The following is a 15,842-nucleotide window of genomic DNA, read 5'->3' on the forward strand; positions in this document are numbered from 1 at the left end:
CGGCGGGGCGGTTTCGTCCGCGCTTCCGCCCCCTCGCCCGGCACGAGCGGCAATGTCGGCCGTCAGCCCTGCGGCGGCGGCACGCTGGAATCGTCTCGGCAATCCTTGAGCCATACGTCGTAGACCGGATGTTCCACGGCGTTCAGGCCAGGCGAATCCGCGAACATCCATCCGGTGAAGATACGCCGGATCTCGCGTTCCAACGTGATCTCGTCCACCTCGACGAAGCTGTCGGTTTTCGGGGCCTCGTCCGGCGACCGGCTGTAGCACACGCGCGGCGTGACCTGCAGCGTGCCGAACTGGACGGTTTCGTTCACATAGGCATCGAAGCTGGTGATCCGCCCGGTAATTTTGTCGAGCCCCGAGAAAACGGCAACGCGGTTTTCCAGCCGCGCGGCGTCGGCAGGGATCGCCATCGCGGCAAGCGCGAGGGCGGCCAGCGCCGCCCGTTTACGGAAAGGCTGCAAGCTCACGGCTGCCAGGCGTCGTAATCGCCCGTAACGCGCGGGCGCTCCGCCGTGTTGAGAAGCGAGCCCTTGGGGCGATAGGCCAACGCGGTGCCCGTCAGGTTTTGCTGATGCGGCTTCTGCCACGGGCGCGGCTGGTAATCTTCCTGCGATGGCGGCGTATCGACACGGAAATGCATCCAGCCATGCCAGCCGGTTCCGATGGCCGTCGCCTCCACCGGGCCGTTGAAGACGACCCAGCGACGCGATCCGTCCGCGTTCTGGTAGAAGACGTTGCCGCGCTCATCCTCGCCCACGCGCTTGCCGAAGCGCCAGGTGTAGAAGCGGGTTCCGATGGTCTGGCCGTTCCACCAGGTGAAGATTTCCAGCAGCCAGTCTTTCAACTTCATCGCGTCATTCCCGGTTTGCCGGGCATGCCCGGCCTTGCCTGACCTGCATATGCGCCGACCCGGCGTAAAAGTCCAATCAATCCAGCCCCAGGCGCGCCTTGACGAGGTCGTTCACGGCCTGGGGGTTGGCTTTGCCGCCCGTCGCCTTCATGACCTGCCCGACAAACCAGCCGGCCAGCGTCGGCTTGGCCTTGGCCTGCTCGACCTTCTCCGGATTGGCCGCGATAACCGCGTCCACGGCCTTTTCGATCGCGCCCGTATCCGTCACCTGCTTCAGGCCCCGGCTCTCGACGAGCTCGCGCGGGTCGCCGCCTTCCGTCCAGACGATCTCGAAGAGGTCCTTGGCGATCTTGCCGGAGATGACGCCTTCGCGGATCAGGTCCAGCACGGCGCCCATCTGTGCGGCCGTCACCGGTGTTTCGTCGATGGACAGCCCGTTCTTGTTGAGCGCTCCCAGAAGATCGTTGATCACCCAGTTTGCCGCCTGCTTGGCATCGCGCCCTTCGGCGACCTGCTCGAAAAAGTCCGCAACCGCCTTTTCCGACACAAGGATGGACGCGTCATAGGCCGAAAGCCCACCGGCGATCAGCCGCGCGCGCTTGTCGTCCGGCAGCTCCGGCAGTCTTTCGCCGAGGGCCGCCACGAACGCGTCGTCGAACTCCAGCGGCAGAAGGTCCGGATCGGGGAAGTAGCGGTAGTCGTGCGCGTCTTCCTTGGTGCGCATGGACCGCGTCTCGCCCTTAGCGGGGTCGAAAAGGCGCGTTTCCTGCACCACCGTCCCGCCATCCTCGATCAGGGCGATCTGCCGACGCGCCTCGGCCTCAACCGCCTGTCCGACGAAGCGGATGGAATTGACGTTCTTGATCTCGCACCGGGTCCCGAAATCGCCGCCCGGCCGGCGCACCGATACGTTGACGTCGGCCCTCATCGAACCCTGGTCCATGTTGCCGTCGCAGGTGCCGAGATAGCGCAGAAGCGTGCGAAGCTTGGTCAGATAGGCGCGCGCCTCCTCCGCCGACCGGATATCCGGCTTGGAGACGATCTCCATCAGCGCCACGCCCGAACGGTTCAGGTCGACATAGGACATGGTGGGATGCTGGTCGTGCATGGACTTGCCGGCATCCTGCTCCAGGTGCAGGCGCTCGATGCCGACCTCGATCTCCTCGAACTCGCCTTTCGAGTCCGGCCCGACGGACACCTTGACGATGCCTTCGCCGACGATCGGCTGCTGAAACTGGGAAATCTGGTAGCCCTGCGGCAGATCCGGGTAGAAGTAGTTCTTCCGATCGAAGATCGAGCGGTTGTTGATCTTCGCCTTCAGGCCGATGCCGGTGCGCACCGCCTGCCGGACACACTCCTCGTTGATGACGGGCAGCATGCCCGGCATCGCCGCATCGACAAGGCTGACATTCTCGTTCGGCCCGGCGCCGAAGGTGGTGGAGGCGCCCGAAAACAGCTTCGCCTCGGACAGAACCTGGGCGTGGACCTCCATTCCGACGATGATCTCCCAATCGCCGGTGGCGCCGGAAATGAACTTCTTCGGATCGGGTATGCGCGTATCGACGATGGCCATTCAACTATCTCGTGTCGTTCGACGCAGCCGCATGACGGCGCATCCTGTCTTGCCGGAAGGGTTCGCCTACCACCATCTGGCGGGCGTGAAACGGCCGGCCGCCTGCTCGATCACCGAGGCCGTCGCAAACAGCGTCTCCTCGTCGAAGGGGCGACCGATCAACTGCAGCGCCAGCGGCGTACCCTGCCCCGAAAGCCCCGCCGGCACGGCGATGCCCGGCAGGCCCGCCATGTTGACCGTGACGGTGAACACGTCGTTCAGGTACATCCTGACCGGGTCGGAGTTCATCTCTTCGTCGCCGATGGCGAAGGCCGCGCTGGGCGTCGCCGGCGTCAGAAGCGCATCGACGCCGTCTGCAAAGACCGTCTCGAAATCCCGCTTGATCAGCGTACGGATCTTTTGCGCCTTGAGATAGTAGGCGTCGTAGTAACCCGCAGACAGAACATAGGTGCCGATGAGGATGCGGCGCTTGACCTCCGCGCCGAAGCCGGCCGCCCGCGTATTCTCGTAGAGCGACGCTATATCCTTGCCGGGCACGCGCAGGCCGTAGCGCACGCCGTCATACCGGGCGAGGTTGGACGACGCTTCCGCCGGGGCCACGATGTAATAGGCCGGCAGGGCGTATTTCGTATGCGGCAGCGTCACGTCCACGATTTCCGCGCCGGCATCGCGCAGCCATGCGATGCCCTGCTGCCACAGGGCCTCGATCTCTTCCGGCATGCCGTCGACCCGGTATTCGCGCGGGATGCCGATGCGCATGCCCTTCACCGAACGCCCGACGGAAGCCTCGTAATCCGGCACGGGGCGGTCCGCCGAAGTGGTGTCCTTGTCGTCCACGGAGGCCATCGACTTCAGAAGAATGGCGGCATCGCGCACATCGCGCGCTATGGGCCCGGCCTGGTCCAGCGACGAGGCGAAGGCCACCGTGCCCCAGCGCGAGCAGCGCCCATAGGTGGGCTTTATACCGACCGTACCCGTGAAGGCCGCCGGCTGGCGGATGGAGCCGCCGGTGTCCGTGGCCGTCGCCCCGGCGCACAAATGGGCGGCGACGGCAGCGGCCGAACCGCCGGACGACCCGCCGGGTACGAGATTGCGGTTGGAGCCCTCGGCGCGCCAGGGGTTGACCACAGGGCCGTAATGGCTGGTCTCGTTGGACGAGCCCATGGCGAACTCGTCCATGTTGAGCTTGCCGAGCATCACCGCCCCATCGGCCCACAGATTGGCCGTGACGGTGGATTCGTAACGCGGGCGGAACCCGTCGAGGATATGGCTTGCCGCCTGGGTATGCACGCCTTCGGTGGCGAACAGGTCCTTGACGCCGAGGGGTATGCCCTCGAGCGCGCCGGCCTTGCCGGCCGCCAACCGCTCGTCCGAGGCCTTCGCCATGCCGCGCGCCTTGTCCGCGGTCACGCTGACATAGGCATTGAAGGTCGGGTTGGCCGCTTCGATGGCGGCAAGATAGGCGTCGGTCAGCTCGACGGCGGAAAGGCTGCGCGCCTTGAGCGCGTCACGCGCCTGCGCGATGGTGAGGCTTGTCGGTTCGGTCATCGTGATATCGCAGTTCTGGAAAGCATGGACGCGCGGATTCCTGGCCTACTCACTCGACCACTTTCGGCACGACGAAATAATTGTCCTCGGACACGGGGGCATTGGCGAGGATGTCCGCCACCTTGTCGCCGTCCGTCACCGTATCCTGCCGCTTCTTCATGGCCATGGGCGTGACCGAGGTCATCGGCTCCACGCCCGTCACATCCACCTCGCCCAGTTGCTCGACGAAGCCCAGGATGGCGTTCAACTCGCCCTGCATCGAATCGAGCTGGTCTTCGGAAACGGCGATGCGCGCCAGACGGGCGACGCGACGGACGGTTTCTTTATCGACGGACACGGGTACGGCCTTCCAAACAGGGATGACGAGGTTTGCCCCGTCGCTATATCGGGCCGGGCGTCCGGGGGCAACGGTGCCGCCCGAACGCGCTGCGGCCCCGAGGCATCAAACCTCGAAGGCGACGCCTATCTGCGGTTTCAGAACGCGCGATGCGTCCTCGTCCATGGCTTCCTCGAAACGCTCGGTTCCCTGGTCGAGCGGCGGGAAGGTGCCCCAATGGATCGGCACGATCTTCTGGAACGAAAAGTAGCGGCGGCAGGCAAGTGCAGCGACGGCCGCGCCCATGGTGAACCGATCGCCCATCGGCACGAGACCGATCTGCGGATGATGCAGCTCCTGGATCAGGGCCATGTCGCCGAAGATGTCGGTATCGCCCATGTGGTAGATGCTGGGCCCGTCGGAGAAATGGAAGACGAGCCCGTTCGGCATTCCGAGATAGGTGACCGAACCGTCCTCCCCGATCGCGCCGGACGAATGGAACGCCTGCGTGAGGGTGACGGAAAAGTCGTCGAAGCGGAGCGTGCCGCCGGTATTGCCGGGCTCCACGTTTGCGACGCCCTTTCCGGCGAGCCAGCTCGCCAACTCGAAATTGCCGATCACCCGCGCATCCGTCTGCCGGGCTATATCCAGCGTATCGCCGACATGGTCGGAATGACCGTGCGTCAGCGCGATATGCGTAACCCCTTTCGCCGCCTCGGCGACATCGCCGCTGAAATGGCGATTCCCCGTCAGGAACGGATCGACGAGAATCGTGCTCAACCCGGTCTCGATCCGGAAGGCCGAATGGCCGTAATAGGTCAGTCTCATGCTAGAAGCGCTCCGCTTGCGTGATACGCGATATGTGACACCCCACCCCGGAGGATCAAGAACCGATGGCCATCGTGGATATTGCGGATCTTTCCGCCCTCTTGCCAGGCGGCACCGTGGTGGCCGGGCTGGACCTCGGCACGAAGACCATCGGGCTTGCCGTCTCGGACCTTGGCCTGCGTTTCGCGACGCCGCGCCCGGTGCTGGCGCGCGCCAAGTTCACGCAGGACGCGCAGGCCCTGCGCAAGGCGCTGGACGCGGCCCGATGCGGCGCCATCGTGCTGGGGCTGCCGCTCAACATGGATGGCAGCGAGGGGCCCCGCGCGCAATCGACACGGGCCTTCGCACGCAATTACAGCCGGCTGGACGACAGGCCCATCGCCTTCTGGGACGAGCGGCTTTCCACGGTGGCGGCCGAGCGCGGCATGATCGAGGCGGACCTGTCGCGCCGCAAGCGCGCCGCCAAGATCGATTCGGCGGCGGCCGCCTTCATCCTGCAGGGCGCGCTCGACAGGCTGGCCGGGCTGGCCTATGAGCAGGACTCGATATGAGCCCAGCACAGACCACCCCCGCCCCGACGCGCCGGCACCTGACCGGCATCGCGCACCTTTCGCTGCCGGAGATTCATCATCTGCTCGATCTCGCCGAAAGCGAGATCGCCGTCAGCCGCTCGCGCGACAAGAAGAAGTCCGCCCTGAAGGGGCGTACGCAGATCAACCTCTTCTTCGAAGCTTCCACCCGTACCCAATCCTCGTTCGAGCTGGCCGGCAAGCGCCTCGGCGCCGACGTGATGAACATGTCGGTGGCCAATTCCTCGGTGAAGAAGGGCGAAACCCTCATCGATACGGCGATGACGCTGAATGCGATGCGCCCCGATATCCTCGTGGTGCGCCATCACGCCGCCGGGGCGGTCGCGCTTCTGGCGCAGAAGGTCGATTGCTCCGTCGTCAACGCCGGCGATGGCGCGCACGAGCATCCGACGCAGGCGCTGCTGGATGCGCTCACCATCCGCCGCCGGAAAGGCCGGGTAGCCGGACTGTCCGTCGCCATCTGCGGCGATGTGCTGCACAGCCGCGTCGCACGCTCCAACATCCTGCTGCTGAACGCATTGGGGGCCGAAGTCCGCGTGATAGGGCCTTCCACGCTGATGCCCTCGGGCATCGAGGACATGGGCGTCAGCGTTCATCGCAACATGGCCGAAGGCCTGCGCGACGTGGACGTGGTCATGATGCTGCGGCTCCAGCGCGAGCGCATGGAGGGGGCGTTCGTGCCCTCCGTACGCGAATATTTCCGGCATTTCGGACTGGACGCCGAAAAGCTCGCACTGGCCCGGCCCGACGCGCTCGTCATGCATCCGGGCCCGATGAACCGCGGCGTCGAAATCGCCTCCGGCATCGCCGACGGGCCGCAAAGCGTGATCGAGGAACAGGTGGAAATGGGCGTCGCCGTGCGCATGGCCGTCATGGAATGGTTGGCCGGAACCGACGGAGACAACACATGAGGACGCGCCCGCTCGTTATTGAAAACGCAAGGATAATCGACCCATCGCGCAACCTGGACGAGGTCGGCGCGATCATCGTGAGGGACGGTGCGGTGGCCGCCTGCGGCCGTGATGCCCTGAATGCCGGACGGCCGGACGGTGCGGATGTCATCGATGCACGCGGCCTTCTCGCCATGCCGGGTCTCGTGGATGCGCGCGTCTTTATCGGCGAGCCGGGTTTCGAGCATCGCGAAACGATCCATTCCGTCGGAGAGGCCGCGGCTGCCGGCGGCGTCACCTCCATCCTGACCATGCCCGACACCAACCCGGTGATCGACGAAGTGGCGCTGGCCCAGTTCGTCATGCGGACCGCGCGCGAGACATGCGCCGTAAACGTGTTTCCGTCCGCAGCCCTGACGCGCGGGCTGCAGGGCCAGGAAATGACCGTGATCGGCATCCTTACGGAGGCCGGCGTCCATACATTTACCGAGGGGCGCCGCACCCTGTCGAACCCGGCGCTGATCCGCCGCATCATGACTTATGTGCGCGATTTCGATGCCCTGTTCTGCCACGAGACGCAGGACGCCGCACTGACCGGTTCGGGCGTGATGAACGAAGGGCTGCTGGCCTCGTGGCTCGGCCTGCCGGGCATTGCGCGCGAGGCCGAGACGATACCGCTGGAGCGGGATCTGCGCCTGGCCGCGCTGACAGGCGTTCGATACCACGCCGCGCAGCTATCCTGCGGCATGTCGGCGGATGCCATGCGCCTTGCGAAGGACAAGGGCGTGTCGGCGACGGCGGGCGTGTCCATCAACCACCTGACGCTCAACGAAAACGATATCGGCGAGTATCGCACCTTCTTCCGCCTGTCGCCTCCGCTGCGCCGCGAAGAAGACAGGCAGGCCATGGTGGATGCGCTGGCCGACGGGACGCTGGACATCATCGTCTCGTCGCACGACCCGCAGGATGCCGACGTCAAGCGCCGGCCTTTCGCAGAGGCCACGGCCGGGGCCATCGGCCTCGAAAGCCTGCTGCCCGCCGCCTTGCGGCTCTATCATTCGGGCGCGGTGCCCCTGATGCGCCTTCTGTCCGCCCTGACCATCGGCCCCGCCCGGCTGCTCAAGCTGGACAGCGGCACGCTGGCGCCCGGAAAGCCGGCGGACATCGCGCTTGTCGACCTCGACCGGCCCTTCATCTTCGGCGCCGGCGACATCCGCTCCCTGCAGAAAAACACCGCATTCGAGAATGCCCGCTTCCAGGGCCGCGCCGTCTGCACCATCGTCGGCGGGAAAGTCGTCTATCGGCTGGCGGAGGATGCAGCATGACCGGAATTCTCGGGGACCTGCCCGTACAGACCGCGCTTCTGGCAGCGGCGTTCGGCTATCTGTGCGGCAGCATACCCTTCGGGCTCGTGCTGGCCCGTGCCTTCGGGTTCGGCGATATCCGCAAGATCGGATCCGGCAACATCGGCGCAACCAACGCATTGAGAACCGGCAACAAGCTGTTGGCCGCGTTGACTTTGACGGGCGATATCCTGAAAGGCACCGTGCCTGTCCTGGTCGGCTGGCGCTGGGGCGTCGAGGCTGCCGGGATCGCGGGCCTGTTCGCCTTCCTGGGACATCTCTTTCCGGTCTGGCTGGGGTTCAAGGGCGGCAAGGGCGTCGCCACCTATATCGGTGTTCTCCTGGGTCTCGCCCCGATGGGGGTTGCCGTCTTCGCAGTCATCTGGCTCGCGATGGCGCTCCTGTTCCGATATTCATCGCTTGCCGCCCTGACGGCAACGCTCGTGGTTCCGATAGCGCTGTGGCTGTGGGGCGACAGCTTCATCGCCGGGCTGACGGCGCTTCTGACCGTCCTTGTCTACTTGAAGCATCATGGCAATATCCGCCGGCTTCTAGCTGGAACGGAAACGAAAATCGGCTCGAAGGGCTGACAGGCATGCCTGCCGACGCGATCCTGCCGGATGAAGAAAGGCTGGCGCGGTTGCGGCTGGCGCGTGGGCGCGGCATCGGCCCGGCCGGCTTCAAGGCGCTGATCGCCGCCCATGGCGATGCCACGAGTGCGATAGACGCGATGGCGGAAGGCGCCGGCAGGGCCGGCCGTCGTGTCCAGCCGGCCGATCGCGCGCAAGCCGAAACCGAAATCGAAAAGGCTGCGCGTTTCGGCGCGCGCATCGTCTTCCATGGCGAGGCCGACTACCCGCCCGCCCTGGCGCGGTTGACGCCGCCGCCTCCCGTCCTGACTGTAATGGGCGATGCGACGCTTGCGAAGCGAAGGGCGCTTGCCATCGTCGGCGCGCGCAATGCGTCCATGGCCGGCAGCCGCCTTGCGCGCAGCCTGGCGGAAGCGGCCGGCCAGGCCGGGCTCGCCGTCGTTTCCGGCCTGGCGCGGGGCATAGACGCAGCGGCCCATGAGGGCAGCCTCGCCACCGGTACGGCGGGGGTTTTCGCCGGAGGGCTGGACAGGCCGTATCCGCCCGAGAACAAGCCGCTCATGCGACGCATCCTCGATCATGGCGGGTGGCTCATATCCGAAATGCCGTTCGGCTGGACGGCCCGCGCCGCGGATTTTCCGCGACGCAACCGGCTCGTGGCCGGGCTTGCCGACGGATTACTGGTGGTTGAGGCCGCCTTGCGATCCGGCTCCCTCATCAGCGCCCGCCTGGCGCAGGGGATGGGGCGTCCGGTGATGGCCGTTCCCGGCTCTCCGCTCGATGCCCGTGCGGAAGGACCGAACCTCCTGATCCGGCAGGGCGCCATCCTGATACGCGATGGAGCCGATCTTGCCGAGGCTCTCGGGCTGGACGCCGGATTGCAGCGCCGCGCTGACAGCCTGATCGGGCTCGAGGACGTCATGGCCGGAGAGGACGGCATCCTCGTCGACGCGCTGGGCACCGCGCCGGTGACCGTGGACGAGTTGATCGCGCATACGGGCAGCTCCGCGCCCCGCATCCAGCAGTTGCTGATGGAGCTGGATCTGGCGGGCCGGCTGCAGCGTCATGCCGGTGGACGGGTGTCTCTTTACCGTTGATCCGCCGTCCGGTGGATTCCACTGTCGGGCTTGACCGGCGCAACCGCGCTGTCCATGTGAGCGCAGCATCATGATTCGGGCGCGGTGTCGGAATCGGCCGCCGCGCATCAAACATCCGGGACCAATTGCCTATGGACGTCGTCATCGTCGAATCGCCGGCCAAAGCGAAGACGATCAACAAGTATCTCGGAAGCGACTACAAGGTGCTCGCTTCGTTCGGCCATGTGCGCGACCTGCCGCCCAAGGACGGTTCCGTGCGCCCGGACGAGGACTTCTCCATGGAATGGGAAGTCGACAAGCCGAGCCAGAAGCGGCTGAGCGAGATCGCCCAGGCGGTCAAGGGGGCGGACGGCCTCATCCTCGCCACCGACCCCGACCGGGAGGGCGAGGCCATTTCCTGGCATGTGCTGGAGGTGCTGCGGCAGAAGCGCGTCATCGGCCAGAAGCCGGTGCGCCGCGTCGTCTTCAACGCGATCACCAAGCAGGCCGTGCTGGAAGCCATGGCCAACCCGCGCGAGATCGATGCGCCGCTGGTAGATGCCTATCTTGCGCGCCGCGCCCTGGATTACCTCGTCGGTTTTACCCTTTCGCCCGTCCTGTGGCGCAAATTGCCGGGTGCGCGCTCGGCTGGCCGCGTGCAGTCGGTGGCGTTGCGCCTGGTCTGCGACCGCGAGGCCGAGATCGAGCGCTTCAAGCCTGAAGAATACTGGAAGATCCTGGCCCGGCTCGAAACGCCACGCGCCGATGGCTTCACCGCCCGCCTGACCGGCTTCGACGGCCGCAAGCTGGACAGGCTTGCCGTGGACAATGGCGAGCTGGCAGGCAAGATCCGCACCATGCTGGAAGGCGCGAGCTTCCGCGCCACGGGTGTCGAGGCCAAGCCCACCAAGCGCAATCCCGGACCGCCCTTCACTACCTCGACCTTGCAGCAGGCGGCGTCCGCCAAGCTCGGCTTCTCCGCATCCCGCACGATGCAGGTGGCGCAGCGCCTTTACGAGGGCATGGATATCGGCGGCGAGACGGTGGGTCTCATCACCTACATGCGTACCGATGGCGTGCAGATGGCGCCGGAGGCTGTGACAGCCGCGCGCAAGGCTATCGCCTCCACCTTCGGCGACCGCTATCTGCCGGAAAAGCCGCGCTTCTATTCCACCAAGGCGAAGAATGCCCAGGAAGCGCACGAGGCAATCCGCCCGACCAGCTTCGACCGCCATCCCAAGGACATGGAGCGCTTCCTCGACAGGGACCAGGCGCGGCTTTACGAACTGGTCTGGAAGCGGGCGATCGCCAGCCAGATGGCGTCGGCCGAAATCGAGCGCACCACCGTGGACATCCTGGCGGAAAACGCCGGCAGCAGGGCCAACCTTCGCGCGACCGGCTCGGTCATCCGGTTCGACGGCTTCATCGGGGCCTATATCGACCACCGCGACGACAGCCGCCCCACAGCGGACGCCCAGGATGACGACGACGAGTCGGCGCGGCTGCCGGAAATCCGCGAGGGGGAAGACCTCAAGCGCCTCGGTATCGATTCCAGCCAGCACTTCACCGAGCCACCCCCGCGCTATTCGGAAGCCTCGCTGATCAAAAAGATGGAAGAGCTCGGCATCGGCCGGCCATCCACCTACGCTGCGACGTTGCAGACGCTGGAAGACCGCGAATACATCGTGCAGGACAAGCGCAAGCTCTTGCCGGACTCCAAGGGCCGCCTGGTGACGGCCTTCCTCCACAACTTCTTCGACAAGTATGTCGAATACGATTTCACCGCCGACCTGGAAGGCAAGCTCGACCAGATCTCGGCCGGCGAGTTGTCGTGGAAGGACGTGCTGCGCGAGTTCTGGCGGGACTTCTCCTCCCATGTCGACCAGACGAAAGAGCTGCGCGTCACCGACGTCCTCGATGCGCTGAACGAGGAACTGGCTCCGCTCGTCTTTCCGGAGCGGGAAGACGGGGGCGATCCACGCACCTGCCCGCGTTGCGGCAACGGCAAGCTGTCGCTTAAGCTCGGCCGCTTCGGCGCCTTCGTCGGCTGTTCCAACTATCCGGAATGCGGTTTCACGCGGCAGCTCGGCACCAACATGTCGGCCGAGGCGGCGGAAACCACGAATGACCCGCAGGAGTTGGGAACCGACCCCGATACGGGCGAAGCGATCACGCTTCGCAACGGGCGCTTCGGCCCTTACGTCCAGCGCGGAGAGGGCAAGGAAGCCAAGCGCTCGTCCCTGCCGAAGGGGTGGGTGCCGGCCGAACTCGATTTCGACAAGGCGCTGAAGCTCATCAACCTGCCGCGCGAGGTCGGCACGCATCCAGAAAGCGGCAAGCCGATCCTGGCCGGGCTCGGCCGCTATGGGCCGTTCCTTCAGCATGACGGCGCCTATGCCAACCTCGAATCCATCGAGGACGTCTTCTCGGTCGGCCTCAACAGGGCCGTCACGGTGCTGGCCGAAAAGAAGGAGCGCGGAGGGCGCGGGCGATCGACCCCGGCGGCAATCGCCACGCTCGGCGAGCATCCTGCCATCGGCGGCGCGATCACCGTGCGGGACGGACGCTTCGGGCCCTATGTCAATGCCGGCAAGGTGAACGCGACCCTGCCCAAGGGCAAGGATCCGGCCAGCGTCACGCTGGAGGAGGCGATCCAGCTCCTGAACGAGCGGGCCGAGAAGACCGGCGCGAAGGTGAAGAAGGCGCCGGCCCGGAAGCCGGCGGCAAAGAAGACGGCCGCACCCAAGGCCAAGGCTGCAGCGACGCCGAAGGCAAAAGCAAAGCCCGGCGCGAAGGCGAAGGCGGACAAGGAGTAGCATGGCGCGGCGCCCGAAGGGAGAAACCCGGCAACAGGACAAGGGCCGGCCGGACCTGACCCGCGAGGAAGTCCTGCGCTTCATCGCGGAAAACCCCACCCGGGCCACCAAGCGTGACATCGCCAAGGCTTTCGGCATCAAGGGCGACATGCGAGCCGCGCTCAAGGATATCCTGAACGACCTTCAGGCCGAGGGCCTTTTGGAGGGCGGGCGCAAGAGCTACTCGACGCCGGGGGCGCGGCCTGCCATCGGCGTTCTCGACGTGCGCAGCCGCGACGACGAAGGCGGGCTGATCGCCGATCCGGTTTCTTGGAACGAGGACGAGCTCGGCGAGACTCCCCGCTTCCGGCTGCGCCAGCCGCGCAGCGGCCCGGCGGCGGGCGTCGGCGACAGGGTTCTGGCGCATCTCGACTACGACGAGGAAGGCGGACCGGCCGCCCGGGTTATCCGCGTGCTGGACCGCCGGAAGGCGTTGGCGCTCGGCGTCTTCCGCAGCCGCCGGGGCGGAGGCGGCCGGGTCGAACCGGTGGAGCGCCAGCAGCCCGAATTCATGGTAGCCGCCGACGATATGAAGGGCGCCCGCGACGGAGACCTCGTGGAGGTGGAGCCGCATCGCGTCCACAAGGCCGGCTTGCCGATGGCGAGCGTGGTCGAGGTGCTGGGTGCGCTCGGCACCGAAAAGGCCATATCCGCCATCGCGCTTCACGCCCACGGCATTCCGCATGTCTTCCCCAGGGCGGTGATGGACGAAGCCGAGAAGGCCGGTGCGGCGGACATGGACCATCGCGAGGACTGGCGCGCGCTTGCGCTGGTGACCATCGACCCGCGCGACGCCAAGGACCATGACGACGCCGTGCACGCGGCGCCCGATCCGGACCCGGCCAACCCCGGCGGCCATGTGGTGACGGTCGCCATCGCCGACGTATCCTGGTATGTGCGGCCCGGCACGAAGCTGGATGCGGAAGCGCGGTTGCGCGGCAATTCGGTCTATTTTCCCGACAGGGTGGTGCCGATGCTGCCCGAGCGTATCTCCAACGATCTATGCTCGCTGCGAGAGGGGGTGGACCGCCCGGCCATCGCCGTGCGCATGGTGTTCGGCAAGGACGGCGGCAAACGCGGCCACCGCTTCCATCGCATCATGATGCGCAGCCACGCCAGGCTGGCCTACGAGGATGCACAGGCTGCCATCGATGGGGCCGTCGGCGACGTGCCGGCCGACCTCGTTTCCGATGTGCTGCGGCCGCTGTGGAGCGCTTATGCGGCGCTATCCGAAGCGCGTCGGCGCCGCCAGCCGCTGGAGCTGGACCTGCCCGAGCGCAAGCTCAAGCTGCGGCCGGACGGCAAGGTGGACCGCGTCGTCGTACCGGAGCGCCTGGATGCGCACCGCCTGATCGAGGAGATGATGATCCAGGCCAACGTGGCCGCCGCCGAAACACTGGAGGGCGCGCGCCAGGCGTTGATCTATCGCGGCCACGATTCTCCTTCCCTGGCGCGGCTCGAATCGCTGCGCGACTTCCTGCGGACACTTGAGATTCCGTTGGCGAAAAGCGGCGCCCTGCGCCCATCCCACTTCAACGAGATCCTGTCGCAGGTGCGCGATACGGAACATGAAAGCCTCGTCAATGAAGTGGTCCTGCGCTCGCAGAGCCAGGCCGCCTATACGCCGGACAATATCGGCCATTTCGGCCTGAACCTGATGCGCTACGCGCATTTCACCTCGCCGATCCGCCGCTACGCGGACCTGATCGTGCACCGCGCGCTCGTAACCGCGCTCGGCCTTGGGCAAGGCGGGCTCAGCCGCCAGGACGAGGAAACGCTGGAGGCGACGGCCGAAGAGATCTCGAAGGCCGAGCGCCGCGCCATGGCGGCCGAGCGCGATACGGTCGACAGGCTGATCGCCCATCATCTGGCCGACCAGGTCGGCGACAGCTTCGACGGGCGCATCACCGGCGTCACGCGGGCCGGCCTGTTCGTGCAGCTTCCCACCTTCGGCGCGGACGGTTTCGTACCGATGGGCAGCCTCGGCAATGATTACTACCATTACGACGAAACGGGCCATATGATCGTCGGGCAGCGCAGCCAGCTCGGTTACAGGCTGGGCGATACGGTGGAGGTGCGGCTGGTGGAGGCCATTCCCCTGGCCGGATCGATGCGCTTCGAGATGCTGAGCGAGCCGCGCAAGCTGCCCGGCTCTACCGCGTCGCACCATAAGGCGCGCGGACGCATGAAACGGCCGGGTGGCCGAAGCGGCCCGCCCCGTGGCCGCAGAAGGAGGGGTTGATGACGGTGCGGCAGGAAACCCGGCTGGAGCTCGATGGCAAGGCCGGGCACCGCGACCTTGCCACCGCGTTGAAGCGTGGTTTCCTGTGCCGTTGTCCCAATTGCGGCAAGGGCCGCCTGTTCAAGAGCTTCCTGCGGAGCGTCGATGCCTGCGCACGATGCGGCGAAACCTACCATCATCATCGCGCCGACGACCTGCCGCCCTATCTGACGATCTTCATCGTCGGCCATGTCGTCGTCGCCCTGTTCATGGGAGTCGAGGAAGTCGGCGACCTGCCATTATGGGCGCATCTGGCGATCTGGGTTCCGCTCACGACCGTCTTCACCCTCGCTCTCCTGCAGCCGATCAAGGGGGCCACGATCGGCCTCCAATGGGCCCTGCGCATGCATGGCTTCGGCGGCGAGGACGAGACGACGCACCATTGATCGCCATGGACGCGCCGACACGGATCAAACCCGCCATACACGATGCCGCATCGCTGTTCGTCATCGACGCCAGCGGCCCCGAACCGCGCGTTCTGGCCGGCCGCCGCGCTTCGGGCCATGTCTTCATGGCCGGCAAGACGGTGTTTCCGGGGGGCCGGGTCGACCTGGACGACAGCCGGCTGGCGCGCCGCTACAGGATCTCCCCGCCCGCATGCGAGCGGCTTCTGGCCGGTACGCGCCGCGGCTTCACCGCCAACCGCGCCGCCGCGATAGCGCTTGCCGCCATCCGCGAGGGTTACGAGGAGGCGGGAATCATGATCGGCAGGCCGGGTGCGTTCCGCGCGCCGTGTCCGGCCTGGGCCGCCTTCGAGGAGCGTGCGGTCCAACCCGCGCCCGATCTCCTGACGCCGGTGGCGCGCGCCATCACGCCGCCTGGCCAGAAGCGCCGCTTCGACGCGCGCTTCTTCGCCGTGGATGCCCGGCATATCGCATGGCGCACCCCAGCCGATGCGCTGCCGACTGACGAGCTGGACGACGTGGCGTGGATGAGCTTTGCGGAGTTGAAGCGCCAACCGCTGGCGGAAATCACGCAGTTGATACTTTCCGGCCTTATACGACGCATCGCAGACGGCAATCTGTTCGATTCGTCGGCGCCGATGGTCGTGCATCGCCGGCAGCCGAACGGCTTTAAAACCATCTTCGTCTAAGCG

General features: G+C 66.4%; 15 protein-coding genes. 9 read left to right on the top strand and 6 right to left on the bottom strand.

The features are described 5' to 3' along the window. Nucleotides 1-62: 62 nt before the first annotated feature. From NDN16_RS07545 to NDN16_RS07570, 6 genes are all read right to left on the bottom strand, one after another. Nucleotides 63-467, bottom strand: a complete 405-nt coding sequence (locus NDN16_RS07545) for a DUF2155 domain-containing protein (protein WP_435301082.1) — start codon at nucleotides 465-467, stop codon at nucleotides 63-65. A gap of 2 nt (nucleotides 468-469) precedes the next feature. Beyond that, a complete protein-coding gene (locus NDN16_RS07550) occupies nucleotides 470-856 on the bottom strand; it encodes an NADH:ubiquinone oxidoreductase subunit NDUFA12 (protein ID WP_435301071.1) in 387 nt (128 codons plus the stop codon). Nucleotides 857-932: 76 nt separating this feature from the next. Beyond that, nucleotides 933-2,429: an Asp-tRNA(Asn)/Glu-tRNA(Gln) amidotransferase subunit GatB gene (gene gatB / locus NDN16_RS07555; protein WP_251113026.1), complete on the bottom strand. Its 1,497-nt coding sequence runs from the start codon at nucleotides 2,427-2,429 to the stop codon at nucleotides 933-935. A gap of 66 nt (nucleotides 2,430-2,495) precedes the next feature. Further along, nucleotides 2,496-3,977, bottom strand: coding sequence for an Asp-tRNA(Asn)/Glu-tRNA(Gln) amidotransferase subunit GatA (gatA, locus tag NDN16_RS07560; protein WP_251113027.1), 1,482 nt, complete (start codon nucleotides 3,975-3,977; stop codon nucleotides 2,496-2,498). Between the two features lie 49 nt (nucleotides 3,978-4,026). Beyond that, on the bottom strand, nucleotides 4,027-4,314 hold the full coding sequence (gene gatC, locus NDN16_RS07565; RefSeq protein ID WP_251113028.1) for an Asp-tRNA(Asn)/Glu-tRNA(Gln) amidotransferase subunit GatC: 288 nt from the start codon (nucleotides 4,312-4,314) through the stop codon (nucleotides 4,027-4,029). Nucleotides 4,315-4,419: 105 nt separating this feature from the next. Further along, on the bottom strand, nucleotides 4,420-5,121 hold the full coding sequence (locus tag NDN16_RS07570) for a metal-dependent hydrolase (RefSeq protein WP_251113029.1): 702 nt from the start codon (nucleotides 5,119-5,121) through the stop codon (nucleotides 4,420-4,422). Nucleotides 5,122-5,186: 65 nt separating this feature from the next. Here NDN16_RS07570 and ruvX point away from each other — a divergent pair, with 65 nt between their 5' ends. From ruvX to NDN16_RS07615, 9 genes are all read left to right on the top strand, one after another. Then, nucleotides 5,187-5,672: a Holliday junction resolvase RuvX gene (ruvX, locus tag NDN16_RS07575; protein WP_251113030.1), complete on the top strand. Its 486-nt coding sequence runs from the start codon at nucleotides 5,187-5,189 to the stop codon at nucleotides 5,670-5,672. Beyond that, nucleotides 5,669-6,622, top strand: coding sequence for an aspartate carbamoyltransferase catalytic subunit (locus NDN16_RS07580; protein WP_251113031.1), 954 nt, complete (start codon nucleotides 5,669-5,671; stop codon nucleotides 6,620-6,622). The genes ruvX and NDN16_RS07580 overlap by 4 nt, the downstream gene beginning before the upstream one ends. Beyond that, complete coding sequence (locus NDN16_RS07585) at nucleotides 6,619-7,926, top strand: dihydroorotase (RefSeq protein WP_251113032.1); 1,308 nt, start codon at nucleotides 6,619-6,621, stop codon at nucleotides 7,924-7,926. The genes NDN16_RS07580 and NDN16_RS07585 overlap by 4 nt, the downstream gene beginning before the upstream one ends. Continuing rightward, complete coding sequence (gene plsY / locus NDN16_RS07590; RefSeq protein WP_251113033.1) at nucleotides 7,923-8,534, top strand: glycerol-3-phosphate 1-O-acyltransferase PlsY; 612 nt, start codon at nucleotides 7,923-7,925, stop codon at nucleotides 8,532-8,534. Before NDN16_RS07585 ends, plsY begins: the two co-directional genes overlap by 4 nt. 5 nt (nucleotides 8,535-8,539) lie before the next feature. Beyond that, nucleotides 8,540-9,631: a DNA-processing protein DprA gene (dprA, locus tag NDN16_RS07595; protein ID WP_251113034.1), complete on the top strand. Its 1,092-nt coding sequence runs from the start codon at nucleotides 8,540-8,542 to the stop codon at nucleotides 9,629-9,631. A gap of 131 nt (nucleotides 9,632-9,762) precedes the next feature. Beyond that, entirely contained in the window at nucleotides 9,763-12,426 is a 2,664-nt protein-coding gene (topA, locus tag NDN16_RS07600) for a type I DNA topoisomerase (RefSeq protein WP_251113035.1), read from the top strand. A gap of 1 nt (nucleotide 12,427) precedes the next feature. After that, nucleotides 12,428-14,707 (top strand): ribonuclease R, encoded by a 2,280-nt coding sequence (rnr, locus tag NDN16_RS07605; protein WP_251113036.1) that lies wholly within the window; start codon nucleotides 12,428-12,430, stop codon nucleotides 14,705-14,707. Continuing rightward, nucleotides 14,707-15,132: a DUF983 domain-containing protein gene (locus NDN16_RS07610; protein ID WP_251113037.1), complete on the top strand. Its 426-nt coding sequence runs from the start codon at nucleotides 14,707-14,709 to the stop codon at nucleotides 15,130-15,132. The genes rnr and NDN16_RS07610 overlap by 1 nt, the downstream gene beginning before the upstream one ends. Then, nucleotides 15,129-15,839, top strand: coding sequence for an NUDIX hydrolase (locus tag NDN16_RS07615; protein WP_353050203.1), 711 nt, complete (start codon nucleotides 15,129-15,131; stop codon nucleotides 15,837-15,839). The genes NDN16_RS07610 and NDN16_RS07615 overlap by 4 nt, the downstream gene beginning before the upstream one ends. Nucleotides 15,840-15,842: the final 3 nt, after the last annotated feature.

Source organism: Aureimonas altamirensis, assembly GCF_023702225.1.
Lineage (GTDB): Bacteria > Pseudomonadota > Alphaproteobacteria > Rhizobiales > Rhizobiaceae > Aureimonas > Aureimonas altamirensis_B.

Bases quoted from the DNA above. Each gene is read 5' to 3' on its own strand.
- NDN16_RS07610 (WP_251113037.1), top strand. From the start codon at position 14,707: ATGACGGTGCGGCAGGAAACCCGGCTGGAGCTCGATGGCAAGGCCGGG.
- NDN16_RS07585 (WP_251113032.1), top strand. From the start codon at position 6,619: ATGAGGACGCGCCCGCTCGTTATTGAAAACGCAAGGATAATCGACCCA.
- topA (WP_251113035.1), top strand. From the start codon at position 9,763: ATGGACGTCGTCATCGTCGAATCGCCGGCCAAAGCGAAGACGATCAAC.
- dprA (WP_251113034.1), top strand. From the start codon at position 8,540: ATGCCTGCCGACGCGATCCTGCCGGATGAAGAAAGGCTGGCGCGGTTG.
- gatB (WP_251113026.1), bottom strand. From the start codon at position 2,429: ATGGCCATCGTCGATACGCGCATACCCGATCCGAAGAAGTTCATTTCC.
- NDN16_RS07580 (WP_251113031.1), top strand. From the start codon at position 5,669: ATGAGCCCAGCACAGACCACCCCCGCCCCGACGCGCCGGCACCTGACC.
- gatA (WP_251113027.1), bottom strand. From the start codon at position 3,977: ATGACCGAACCGACAAGCCTCACCATCGCGCAGGCGCGTGACGCGCTC.
- rnr (WP_251113036.1), top strand. From the start codon at position 12,428: ATGGCGCGGCGCCCGAAGGGAGAAACCCGGCAACAGGACAAGGGCCGG.
- NDN16_RS07550 (WP_435301071.1), bottom strand. From the start codon at position 856: ATGAAGTTGAAAGACTGGCTGCTGGAAATCTTCACCTGGTGGAACGGC.
- plsY (WP_251113033.1), top strand. From the start codon at position 7,923: ATGACCGGAATTCTCGGGGACCTGCCCGTACAGACCGCGCTTCTGGCA.
- NDN16_RS07570 (WP_251113029.1), bottom strand. From the start codon at position 5,121: ATGAGACTGACCTATTACGGCCATTCGGCCTTCCGGATCGAGACCGGG.
- ruvX (WP_251113030.1), top strand. From the start codon at position 5,187: ATGGCCATCGTGGATATTGCGGATCTTTCCGCCCTCTTGCCAGGCGGC.